Source organism: Streptomyces sp. NPDC059649 (assembly GCF_042734445.1).
Classification (GTDB): domain Bacteria; phylum Actinomycetota; class Actinomycetes; order Streptomycetales; family Streptomycetaceae; genus Streptomyces.
Genome location: NZ_JBHWDV010000036.1, coordinates 30,410 through 42,142, shown reverse-complemented (window position 1 = coordinate 42,142; position 11,733 = coordinate 30,410). Strand labels below are relative to the sequence as shown.

Here is an 11,733-nt window from a genome sequence, read left to right as displayed (position 1 = left end):
GTGGTTCAGGGTTGATGTCTTGATTCATGCGAGGGGAAGGGAATCCGGGCGGCGACCCTTGGGGACCACCAGGCCCAACTCGTAGGCGAGGATGACCGCTTGAGCCCGGTCACGCAGACCCATCTTGGTGAACAGCCGGTTGATGTGCGTCTTGACGGTGTGGTCGGTGATCGTCAGTCGTTCGGCGATCTCCGCGTTGGAAAGGCCCTGGGCGATCTGGACGAGCACCTCCACTTCGCGGCCGGTGAGCTCCTCGACCGTGCGTACGGGCACCGGTGCTGCCCGCTGCTTGACGAAGGCCGCGATGAGCCGCTTCGTCAGCTCCGGCGCGAGAAGCGCATTGCCCTCCGCCACCACCCTTACGGCATGGAGGAGTTCGGGGAACGTCGCATCCTTCAGCAGGAAGCCGCTGGCCCCGGCCGCGAGCGCGTCATAGACGTACTCGTCGAGACCGAACGTCGTCAGCATCAGCGCTTTGGTGGCACCGCCGGACGCCCGGGTGATCTCACGAGCGGCCTCGATGCCGTTCTTGTGCGGCATACGGATGTCCAGCAGCGCCAGGTCGGGCCGCTGCTCCGCGGCGACGCGCACCGCCTGGACCCCGTCCTCGGCCTCACCGACCACCTCGATGTCGTCCTGGGTGCCCAGGAGATTGACGAATGCGGTGCGGACGACCGCCTGGTCGTCGGCGACGATTGCTCTGATCACCAAGGGATTTCCGCTTCTATGAGAAAGCCGCCGTCGGGTCCGGGCCCGGCGGTGAGCTTCCCGCCGAGCAGCGCCGCCCGCTCCTGTATGCCGACCAGCCCGTGGCCGGGGTGGACCGGAGCCACCGGGCCCGGTCCGTCGTCCGCGATGCGCACCGCCAGCCGGTCGGAGCAGTAGCCGATCTCCACCACCGTATGAGCCCCCGGAGCATGCCGACGTGCGTTGGTCAGTCCCTCTTGCACGATGCGGTATGCGGACAGCTCACAGGAGGTGGGCACCGCGACGCGTTCACCACTGATGCGCAGCTCGACCTCACCGCCCACCGAGCGGTGCTGTGTTATGAGATCGTTCAGTGCGTCCAGAGTCGGCTGGGGAGCCGTGCCGGTCTTGTCGTCGGACCCCGCCCGCAGGACGCCCAGCAGCCGGCGCAGCTCCGCCATCGACGAGCGGGCGGAGGCCGCGATCTGCTGAAAACCCTCACGGGCCTGCGGGGAGAGACCAGGCGTGGTGTACGTCGCGCTCTCGGCCTGGACCGCGATCATCGCGACCGAGTGCGCGATGACATCGTGGAGTTCGCGGGCGATCGCAGCCCGCTCGGCCTCGGCGGCCTGCCACCGCTCCAGCTCGATCAACCGGGCCTGTGCAGCGGTGCGTTCCCGCCGGGTTTCCTCCCGTGCGCGTACCGCGTCGCCCATCGACACCGCCGCGGTGATCGCCACGGTCAGCACGAACCACTCGGCGAACAGACTGGGGGAGTAGGAGGTCCAGCCCCGTCCAGCAATGTGCCACTGGTTCACGACGAGCGAGAGCACCGAACCGGCGATCGCAACAACCGCGGGGTGTGCAACCCTGCGACGCCCGAGGGTGTAGCAGCCGATCAGTCCGCTCGCGGCGGCCGCGAGAGAGAGGTCGCTGCCGGCCGCGAAGCTGACCAGGACCGCTACGACGGCGAGCACCGCGATGGCCGGGTGCGAACGCCGCCACGCCAGAGCCGCGGTGGACGCCGGCACAGCGAGCGCGATCGCCAGCGAGTGCCGCGGCACGACCACCAGTTCCGCGGCCGCGGACGCGGTCAGCGCGCAGCCGGTGATCCAGGGGTATGAGGGCGACGCGATCCACCCGCGCAGCCGCTGCTGGAGAGATTTGCTCATGCCGATATTTTTCAAAATCGGGCTGTGCCGCAGCGTCGCCGCACGGGTTGATCTCTCGGCCGCATGTCATGCCACGGGTTGACGCCGAGGTTCAGTTGCTCGGTTGACGCCCCGCAAGCCCGCACTCCATAGCCTCGTGATCACTGCGAGGACGGAGGATTCATGAACTACCAACGCACCTTATACACAAGGAATTTGGCGATGGCGTGGCTGGCGGCGCAGGCCTGGCAATCGTCGCTCTCGGCTGCGCATCGTCGTTCTGGCAGCGGCGGCCGCGGGGCGCGGGGTGGAAGTGAGACCGCTCCTACGACGACCTGCCGCGATTGCCGGCCACGGGATGCACGGGTTGTTCACGGAGCTCGCCGCTGGTCCGCACGTCGTTCGCCGCGCCCAGTGTCTGTTCGCGAACGGGCGAAGGCACGGCACCGTCACGGAGAGATCCACCCGCCGCCTCGGGCGAGCCGGCACCCGGCGACCCCAGCTCCTTCTCTGCCCCCGCGCCCGATCGGGCCCCCGACGCCGTCTCAGCGTCGGAACCGTCCGGCTCGGTCTCACCGAACCAGGCGACCGCGACCGCTCCGGCCACGGCCACTACAAACCCGAGGATGGCGACCCATGCGAAGCCGGGACGGGAGGAGTCACCGAGCCAGAGGACGCCCAAGATGCCGGGGACCACGGTCTCGCCCACCACGAGCGCCGCCGTGGCACCGTTCACCGAACCGATCTGCAGGGCGACGGTGTGCAGATACATGCCGCCGAGGCCCGCTACGAGAATCGCGTACAGAGCGGGGTCGGCGAGCATGGACGGCAGATCGAAGGGCTCCGCGCCGTTCAGCACCCGGACGCCGACGCCGAGGGCACCGAAGCCCAGGCCGGAGAGCAGACCGGCAAGGATCGCCGCCCGTCCGCCCATCAGGCGAACGGTCAAGGTGCCGCCTCCCATGAGCAGGATGGAGGCGGCGAGCAACCACCAGTGGGTGGCGATAGGCGTATGGCCGCTGCCTTCCGGGCCGGCGGCCGTGGCGAGCAGCACCAGCGCGGAACAGACCACACCGATGGAGCTCCACTCGGCCTTGCTGAGCCGGATGCCGAGGAGCTTGATGCTCAAAAGGGCGGTGATCACTAGGTTCGCGCTGATCACGGTCTGGGACAGGAACAGCGGCAGCAGCCGGGCCGCCAGTGCGCCGAGCCCGAAGCCGATGAAGTCCAGCACGGTGCCCACCATGAATTCCCAGGTCACGGCGGCTTTGGCGGTCGAGGCGAGGCTGGGGCCGCCGTGCTGGGTGACAACCGTGGTGGAGGCCTTGGCCGCCTCCTGGCGGGCGGATTTACGGGAACCGACCGCCTGTAGGACCGAACCCGTGCCGTAGCAGGCCGAGGCCGCTACGGCCGTCAGAAGGCCGATGATCACCGAGAGCTCCGTTCGCCCGCTGTCTGCATTACCTGTTCATTACCTGGCTTGGCAGACGTGCATTTCGGGAGAGGAGTTGCCTCAGCGGGCAAACGGATCACTCGCCGGCGGCGGGAGCGCGCCCCCTACTGTTGCGGAGAGCTGGGTGGAGGGTGCGCCCCCTCGCTCAGGAAGGCGTGCCGCCCCTCAGGCGGACGAGTGCGTCCGGGACCTCGTCCACGGAGTCGACCAGGGCGATCCGGGTAGCCATGGGGCGGTCCGCGGCGAGGGCCTGGAGCAGGGGCCAGGTGGGCAGCTTCTCGGTCCAGTGCGCGCGGTTGACCAGCACCATCGGGGTCGGCTCACCGCGCGACTGGTAGTAGTTCGGGGTCGCGTTGTCGAAGATTTCCTGTACGGTCCCGGCCGCGCCGGGCAGGAACACGACGCCGGCGTTCGAGCGTGCCAGCAGGCCGTCCTCGCGCACCGCGTTGACGAAGTACTTGGCGATGTGGGAAGCGAAGGCATTGGGCGGTTCGTGTCCGTAGAACCAGGTCGGAATGCCGACCGAGGAGCCGCCGCCCGGCCGGCTCCGGCGTACGTCGAAGGCGGCACGCGCCCAGTCGGTGATCGAGGGGTCGAAGTGCGGTGCCTTGGAAAGGATCTCCAGCGCCGAGTCGAGCATCTCGTCCTCGAAGGGCGCGGCATACGCGCCGAGGTTCGCGGCCTCCATCGCGCCCGGGCCGCCACCCGTCGCCACGGTCAGACCGTCGCGCGCGAGCCGGCGACCGAGCTGGGCCGCTCCTCTATAGGCCGCGGATCCACGCTCCAGCGCATGGCCGCCCATGATGCCCACCACCTGCGCGCCCGCGAGGTGTTCGTCGAGGGCATCGGAAACCGCGTCGTCGTGGATGCTGCGGAGCATCGAGGCGAAGATGTCGCCGTCCGATTTGGTGTCCTGGTACCAGTGATAGGTGAGAGCGTCCGGGGTGGCGTCGTAGCCCGCGTCGACCAGCCCCTCGAAAAGCTCCTCCGGCCCGTACACACTGCCCCGATAGGGATCGAACGGCAGGTCGGGTATGGGTGGGAAGACCAAGGCGCCGCCGGCGCGGACCTTGGCTGCCGCATCCGGCTCCATGGCGCAGCCGAGAAACACCGATTCCGTGGTGTCCGTGCTGAGGAGCGCGAACGTACGGTCCATCAGGTCGACCGACTGGATGCGGTAGCCGGCGAGGCTGCCGGTGGAGGCGACCTGGTCGAACTCCTCCAAGGATTCGATCTCACGGTCGTGCTCGGGGTGATGTTCGGACGCCGGGGACTCTGAATTCCAATGCACCCCCGCCATGTTAGGGCCGCAGGGACTCCACCAGGGGACGAAGGTTCTGGTCGGCGGCCGCAGAGTCCAGGGCGGTGCGCAGTGCGCCGTCGTACGTCGGCCGGGCCTTCTTCTGCAGCTTGCGGCCTTCCTCGGTGATCACGCTGTACACGCCGCGTCGGTCATCGGGGCACAGGTCCCGGCGGGTGAGACCGGACGACTCCAGGCGCGAGGCCAGCCGGCTCACCGAGCTCTGGTTGAGTCCGATGAGGTCGGCGAGTTCCTGCATCCGCAGTTCACCGTCGTCCGCCTCGGCCAGCCGGGCCAGCGCGCGGTACTCCGACAGCCCGATGCTGTGGTGCTGCTGCAGGGCCCTTGCCAGTTCCTGTTCCACGCGCGTGTGCAGTGCTCCGAGCCGGTCCCAGTGCTCCGCGTCCATCGCCACCCGCCTCTTCTGCCTTTTCCCGCTGGGCTCTTGACAGCAGCGTACATGCACCTGAAAATAATGCATGTGCATGCAAGTGATGCATGCACATGGAACTAGGGGGATGATGATGGTGACGGGAAACGTGGCAGCCGAGGCTCGGAGCATGACTGAGATCGAGCGGATCGCCACCGTGCCGGACTGGTACGAGCCGTACAAGATCTCACAGGCCATCAGGGCGGGTGGACTGATCCACGTCTCGGGGCAAGCGGGAATCGATGAGCAGGGACGAACCGTCTCGGACGATTTTCTGGAACAAGGCCGGCAGGCGTTCGCCAACGTCACACAGGTCCTGGCCGCGGCAGGTGCCTCGCTGGCCGACGTCGTCAAGGTCGGCATCTTCGTGACGGACATGGCGGCCCACCTCGACCAGGTCATCACGCTGCGCGAGGAGTTCCTGTCCGAGCCCTATCCCGCCGACACGCTGCTGGAAGTGTCGGCTCTGGCTCAACCGGGCTGGCGAATAGAGGTGGAGGTCACGGCGCTGGACCGCAGCCGCTGACGACGGGCAGCTTTGCGAGTGGGCAAGATTCACCAGCCGCTCAACCCCTCAATCGCCGAACCGTCGAACCGCGCAAGGGAGTTCGGCCCGAGCTCGGGGTCCGGGACCCAAGACCCCAGGCCAGGGCCCGTGACCCAGCGCCCTGGCCGGGGGCCGCGACCCGGGGCCGCCCCCCCCGGGCCCGGGGGGCCGGGGGTCGGGGGGCCACCGCGCCCCACACAGCCGACAGCCGACAGTCGACCCACCACCGGCCCGCCAACTGGCTGACACGCCTACCCCCCTGGGCCACTTGCCCCACCATCTGATCCCGGCCGCCCGGCCTGCACCTGACCCGTGCCACCTGCTTCAGCCTCAGGGGATACCCCCGCTCGGGAGACTCGCCTACCGTCCAAGCCCCATGCCCACAGCTGAACCCAGAGCCGAACCCACAGCCCAACCCGCACCCCACCCATCAGCAAGATGCACAGCCCACCCGCCAGCTCAATGCATCAACTCAATGCATCAACGGCAGCGTCGCCATCTCGGCCACGGTCCAGGTCAGGGGGCCCAGGACGAGGAGCAGGGCCAGGGTGCGGAGGGCGGCGGCGCGGTGGAGGACGGAGGCGGAGGCGCCCAGGCGGCGGAGAGCGGCCGTGGTCTGGGCGCGGGCGGAGCGGGATTCCAGTGCGGCGGTGAGGGCGCTGGCGGTGACGCAGGCGAGGACGACCGTTGCGCCGACGCCGGTGAGGGGACCGAAAGCGCGGGAGGGAACGGCGTCGTAGACCTTGACGGCGACGTAGGCCGCGGAGGCGACCGCGCAGAGGACGCCGAGCGGGCGGCCGAGACGGTGTGACTCCTCCTGGAGGGTGCGCCCGGAGAGGAGGCGCAGGGCGCCGGGTCGGCCGGCACACAGGAGGCGGCCGCACAGATGCACCAGGCCGGGGCCGGCCAGGACGAGGCCCAGGGCCGACAGGGCCCAGCCGCCCAGTACGCCAGGCGGGCTGCCGATCAGCCGGCCGGGCAGGGGGAACAGTCCGCCGTGGGCCTTGGAGGCCGGGCTGGTGTAGGCCTCGATCGCCAGGCCCGCAGCGGCCAGGGCGATGCCCCAGGGGAGGCCGGACGGCGGGGCGGTCCGGGGGCGGGGCTCGGCGTCCTGGGAGCCGGCGTCGTCGCGGGGGCGCAGGGAGACGGCGGTCGCGGCGGACGCGGTGAGAGGTACGAGGGCGAGCAGGAGGAGGGATCCGACGAGGGGAAGGGGGTGGCCGGCGCCCAGCAGGTCGGCCTCGATGCCGAGGGAACGGGCGGTGCCCGCGCCGCCGAGGTCGCCGCGGAGGCGCAGGAAGACGAGCAGTGAAAGGAGGACGCCGAGGAAGCAGGTCAGTGCCGTGGAGACGCTGGCGAGGAGGGTGAGACGGAGGGGGCCCAGCCCGGCGGCGGTCATGCCGCGCTGGAGACGGGCGGCCGGGTCGGTGCGGGCCGTGGAGACCGCGAACTGGGCGGTGGCGGCGAGCGGGGCGGCGCACCACAGCAGGCGTACGACGGATTCCTGGGCCGCGGCCGGGTGGCCGGTGGCGTGGCCGACGGTGGACAGGATGAGGAAGCCGGTGCCGGCCGCGGCGGTGGCCACGAGGAGGCGGCGCAGCATGACGAGGGGGTGAGAGCCGCGGGCTAGACGGAGAGCGAGCACGCTGCCCTGCTTTCCTCATCGGAGGAACCGGCGCCGGTCGGTGCGGCGGTCGACTGGCGGCCGTCGAGAAGTGCGACGGACCGGTCGGCGAGGGTGCCGATGTCCGGGTCATGGGTGGCCAGTACCACGGTGATCTGGTGCGAGCGGGCCGCGGTGGTCAGGGTGCGCAGGACCTGGGTGCCGTCGGCGCGGTGCAGGGGGGCGGTCGGCTCGTCGGCGAACAGCACCTGAGGGGTGGTGGCGAGGGCGCGGGCGATGGCGACGCGCTGGCGCTGGGACTGGTCGAGCTGGGCGGGGCGGCGGCGGGCGCACATACCGACGTCGAGACGGTCGAGCCATTCGATCGCGGTGTGCTTCGCGGAGCGGGCGCCGGTGCCGCGCAGCAGCAGGGGGAGGGCGGCGTTCTCCCAGGCGGTGAGTTCGGGAACGAGGTGAGGCTGGGTGTCGATCCAGCCGAACCGGTCGAGACGCAGCCGTTCGCGGCTGGGGGAAGAGAGAGTGTGCACGGGGGCGCTGTTGAACCAGACCTCGCCCTCGGTCGCGACGAGTTGACCGGAGAGGCACTTCAGGAGGGTGGTCTTACCGCTGCCGCGCGGGCCGGTGACAGCGAGGATCTCACCTTCGCGGACGCCGAGCGAGACTCCGGCGAGGGCGGTGGTCCCACCGTACGTGTGGTGCAGGCCGCGGGCCCAGAGAACGTCGTTGTCAGGCGGGGCCACCATCTGCGCACCTCTTGCTTGTTCGCGTCGACTCGTTCCCCCAACCGGGTGAACGACCATGGAGGGTATCGGTCACTAGCACGGTAAGGATTGCTGACCCCCGGTATTCGCCGCTTGGCAGCACAACGGCCCAGATTCACTCGTATGGCTTGAAGTGAGTGAATCTGAGCCGCTGGGTGTTCAGTTGTGTACCTGTGAGCTCCGCATCAGCGAAACGGGAGGTGACGCGGTGATCAGAGCTTGGTCCAGGCCTCGGTGAGGACCGCGCGCAGGATCTGCTCGATCTCGTCGAAGACCGACTGGTCGGCGATCAGCGGCGGGGCCAGCTGGATGACCGGGTCGCCACGGTCGTCGGCACGGCAGTAGAGACCGTTGTCGTACAGGGCCTTGGAGAGGAAGCCGTAGAGGACGCGCTCGGTCTCCTCGTCGTTGAACGACTGCTTGGTGGCCTTGTCCTTGACGAGCTCGATGCCGTAGAAGAAGCCGTTGCCGCGGACGTCGCCGACGATCGGCAGGTCGTGCAGCTTCTGCAGGGTGCTCAGGAAGTTGCCCTCGTTGTCGAGGACGTGCTGGTTGAGACCCTCACGCTCGAAGATGTCGAGGTTGGCGATACCGACGGCGGCGGAGACCGGGTGGCCACCGAAGGTGTAGCCGTGCAGGAAGGTGTTGTCGCCCTTGTAGAACGGCTCGGCCAGGCGGTCGGAGATGATGCAGGCGCCGATCGGGGAGTAGCCCGAGGTCATGCCCTTGGCGCAGGTGATCATGTCCGGGACGTAGCCGAACTTGTCGCAGGCGAACATCGTGCCGAGGCGGCCGAAGGCGCAGATGACCTCGTCGGAGACGAGCAGCACGTCGTACTGGTCGCAGATCTCGCGGACCCGCTGGAAGTAGCCGGGCGGCGGCGGGAAGCAGCCACCGGCGTTCTGCACCGGCTCCAGGAAGACGGCGGCGACGGTCTCGGGGCCCTCGAAGAGGATCTGCTGCTCGATCTGGTCGGCGCACCAGCGGCCGAAGGCCTCCGGGTCGTCACCGAAGATCGGGGCGCGGTAGATGTTGGTGTTCGGCACCTTGTGCGCGCCGGGGACCAGCGGCTCGAAGGGGGCCTTCAGGGCCGGCAGGCCGGTGATCGACAGGGCGCCCTGCGGGGTGCCGTGGTAGGCGACCGCACGCGAGATGACCTTGTGCTTGGTGGGCTTGCCGGTGAGCTTGAAGTACTGCTTGGCCAGCTTCCAGGCGGTCTCGACGGCTTCGCCGCCACCGGTGGTGAAGAAGACCTTGTTCAGGTCGCCCGGGGCGTGGTGGGCCAGGCGCTCGGCCAGCTCGACGGCCTTGGGGTGGGCGTAGGACCACACGGGGAAGAAGGCCAGTTCCTGCGCCTGCTTGTAGGCGGTCTCGGCGAGCTCGACCCGGCCGTGGCCGGCGTTGACCACAAAGAGGCCGGCGAGGCCGTCGATGTAGCGCTTGCCCTTGTCGTCGTAGATGTTGGTGCCCTCACCGCGCACGATCGTGGGCACGGGAGAGTTCTCGTACGACGACATGCGGGTGAAGTGCATCCACAGGTGGTCGTACGCCGTCTTGGAGAGGTCGGCGCTCATTGCTATCTCGTTCCCCAGGTGTAGGTCTGCTTCCGGAGCTTGAGGTACACGAAGCTCTCGGTGGATCGAACGCCGGGAAGCGTGCGGATCCGCTTGTTGATCATTTCCAGAAGGTGGTCGTCGTCCTCGCAGACGATCTCGATGATGAGATCGAAGGAGCCTGCCGTCATGACGACGTACTCGACCTCCTCCATGGTCGTCAGGGCGTCGGCCACGGGGTCGAGGTCACCCTCGACGTTGATGCCGACCATTGCCTGCCGACGGAAACCGACCGTGAGGGGGTCGGTGACCGCGACGATCTGCATCACGCCTTGGTCGAGCAGTTTCTGTACGCGTTGGCGCACAGCCGCTTCGGACAGGCCCACGGCCTTGCCGATCGCGGCGTACGGACGGCGCCCGTCCTCCTGGAGCTGCTCGATGATCGCCAGGGAGACGGAGTCGATCGACGGAGTGCCGTTTCTGTCACGAGTGGCCACGTCCCTCACTGTGCACGAGCCTCGACAGTCTTGCAACCCCAAATCGATGAAATTAGTCGTCTCGCGATCGAAATTTCACTGATTCCGTTGTTCCCGAGTGGCGGGTGTGTTGAAAACGTGGGTTCCGCGGCTAGGGTGGTTCCAAACCACCGGACAGTGGTTCCCAACCACCGGACATCTGACTGAAGGGGGCGCACAGTGACCACCGCACTGCGTCGTCTGCGCAACTACATCGACGGGGAGTTCCGGGACGCCGCCGACGGGCGGACCACGGAGGTGGTCAATCCCGCGACGGGTGAGGTGTACGCCACCGCCCCTCTCTCGGGTGCCGCCGACGTGGACGCGGCGATGGCCGCGGCCGAGGCCGCCTTCCCCGTATGGCGTGACCTGATCCCCGCCGAGCGGCAGAAGGTTCTGCTCAAGATCGCGGACCGCTTCGAGGAGCGCGCCGAGGAGCTGATCGCCGCCGAGTCCGAGAACTGCGGCAAGCCGATCGCGCTCGTCCGCTCCGAGGAAATCCCGCCGATGGTGGACCAGATCCGCTTCTTCGCGGGTGCCGCCCGGATGCTGGAGGGCCGCTCGGCCGGCGAGTACATGGACGGCTTCACGTCCATCATCCGCCGCGAGCCGGTGGGCGTCTGCGCCCAGGTCGCGCCGTGGAACTACCCGATGATGATGGCCGTCTGGAAGTTCGCCCCGGCCATGGCCGCGGGCAACACCGTCGTCATCAAGCCGTCCGACACCACCCCCGCCTCGACGGTGCTGATCGCCGACATCATCGGTGGTGTGCTGGACGAGCTGGGCCACCCGCGCGGCGTGTTCAACGTCATCTGCGGTGACCGCGAGACCGGCCGCCTCATGGTCGAGCACAAGGTCCCGGCGATGGCCTCGATCACCGGCTCGGTACGCGCCGGTATGCAGGTCGCCGAGTCCGCCTCCAAGGACCTCAAGCGGGTCCACCTGGAGCTGGGCGGCAAGGCCCCGGTCGTCGTCTTCGAGGACACCGACATCGCCAAGGCCGTCGAGGACATCGCGGTCGCCGGCTACTTCAACGCCGGCCAGGACTGTACGGCCGCCACCCGCGTGCTCGTCCAGGAGTCCATCCACGACGAGTTCGTCGCCGCGCTCGCCAAGAAGGCCGCGGAGACCAAGACCGGCGCGGTCGACGACGAGGACGTGCTCTACGGCCCGCTGAACAACGCCAACCAGCTCAAGCAGGTCAAGGGCTTCATCGAGCGGCTGCCCGCGCACGCCAAGATCGAGGCGGGCGGCGAACAGGTCGGCGAGAAGGGCTACTTCTTCGCCCCGACCGTCGTCTCCGGCCTCAAGCAGGACGACGAGATCGTCCAGCACGAGGTGTTCGGCCCGGTCATCACCGTCCAGTCCTTCTCCGACGAGAAGCAGGCGGTGGAGTGGGCCAACGGCGTCGAGTACGCGCTGGCGTCCTCGGTGTGGACCAAGGACCACGCCCGCGCCATGCGGCTGTCCAAGAGCCTCGACTTCGGCTGTGTGTGGATCAACACCCACATCCCGCTGGTCGCCGAGATGCCGCACGGCGGATTCAAGAAGTCCGGTTACGGCAAGGACCTTTCGGCCTACGGCTTCGACGACTACACCCGGATCAAGCACGTGATGACCTCGCTCAACGACTGACCGGACCGGCCGGCCCGACCGGCCCGGGGGATCCCCACCGTCGAGCGGCACGGAACGCTCGACACACCGTCGCGGGC

10 protein-coding genes and 1 pseudogene are annotated in these 11,733 nt (G+C 68.7%); 2 read left to right on the top strand and 9 right to left on the bottom strand.

Annotation, left to right across the window (positions count from 1 at the left end; translation table 11 throughout):
- Positions 1-24: 24 nt before the first annotated feature.
- The 5 genes and pseudogenes from ACFV1J_RS29170 to ACFV1J_RS29150 all read right to left on the bottom strand — a co-directional run bounded on the left by ACFV1J_RS29170 (position 25) and on the right by ACFV1J_RS29150 (position 5,000).
- Positions 25-711, bottom strand: a complete 687-nt coding sequence (locus ACFV1J_RS29170) for a response regulator (RefSeq protein ID WP_385862988.1) — start codon at positions 709-711, stop codon at positions 25-27.
- Complete coding sequence (locus ACFV1J_RS29165; RefSeq protein ID WP_385862986.1) at positions 705-1,859, bottom strand: sensor histidine kinase; 1,155 nt, start codon at positions 1,857-1,859, stop codon at positions 705-707. Before ACFV1J_RS29165 ends, ACFV1J_RS29170 begins: the two co-directional genes overlap by 7 nt.
- 529 nt (positions 1,860-2,388) lie before the next feature.
- A pseudogene (locus ACFV1J_RS29160) lies at positions 2,389-3,270 on the bottom strand (hypothetical protein); the annotation flags it as partial.
- 166 nt (positions 3,271-3,436) lie between these two features.
- Positions 3,437-4,582 carry an LOG family protein gene (locus tag ACFV1J_RS29155; protein ID WP_385862984.1) on the bottom strand — a complete coding sequence of 382 codons (1,146 nt, stop codon included), beginning with the start codon at positions 4,580-4,582 and terminating at the stop codon, positions 3,437-3,439.
- Between the two features lie 10 nt (positions 4,583-4,592).
- Positions 4,593-5,000: a MarR family winged helix-turn-helix transcriptional regulator gene (locus ACFV1J_RS29150; RefSeq protein WP_385862982.1), complete on the bottom strand. Its 408-nt coding sequence runs from the start codon at positions 4,998-5,000 to the stop codon at positions 4,593-4,595.
- 151 nt (positions 5,001-5,151) lie between these two features.
- On the opposite strand from ACFV1J_RS29150, the gene ACFV1J_RS29145 reads away from it, so the two are divergent.
- On the top strand, positions 5,152-5,547 hold the full coding sequence (locus tag ACFV1J_RS29145; RefSeq protein ID WP_385862980.1) for a RidA family protein: 396 nt from the start codon (positions 5,152-5,154) through the stop codon (positions 5,545-5,547).
- Positions 5,548-6,040: 493 nt separating this feature from the next.
- On the opposite strand, the gene ACFV1J_RS29140 is transcribed toward ACFV1J_RS29145, so the two are convergent.
- From ACFV1J_RS29140 to ACFV1J_RS29125, 4 genes are all read right to left on the bottom strand, one after another.
- A complete protein-coding gene (locus ACFV1J_RS29140; protein WP_385862978.1) occupies positions 6,041-7,213 on the bottom strand; it encodes a hypothetical protein in 1,173 nt (390 codons plus the stop codon).
- Positions 7,195-7,935 (bottom strand): ABC transporter ATP-binding protein, encoded by a 741-nt coding sequence (locus ACFV1J_RS29135; RefSeq protein WP_385862977.1) that lies wholly within the window; start codon positions 7,933-7,935, stop codon positions 7,195-7,197. The genes ACFV1J_RS29140 and ACFV1J_RS29135 overlap by 19 nt, the downstream gene beginning before the upstream one ends.
- A gap of 230 nt (positions 7,936-8,165) precedes the next feature.
- Entirely contained in the window at positions 8,166-9,527 is a 1,362-nt protein-coding gene (locus ACFV1J_RS29130; RefSeq protein WP_385862976.1) for an aspartate aminotransferase family protein, read from the bottom strand.
- 2 nt (positions 9,528-9,529) lie between these two features.
- Positions 9,530-10,003, bottom strand: a complete 474-nt coding sequence (locus tag ACFV1J_RS29125; protein WP_018087114.1) for an Lrp/AsnC family transcriptional regulator — start codon at positions 10,001-10,003, stop codon at positions 9,530-9,532.
- A 198-nt stretch (positions 10,004-10,201) separates the two neighbouring features.
- On the opposite strand from ACFV1J_RS29125, the gene ACFV1J_RS29120 reads away from it, so the two are divergent.
- Entirely contained in the window at positions 10,202-11,656 is a 1,455-nt protein-coding gene (locus ACFV1J_RS29120; protein ID WP_385862974.1) for a gamma-aminobutyraldehyde dehydrogenase, read from the top strand.
- Positions 11,657-11,733 lie beyond the last annotated feature (77 nt).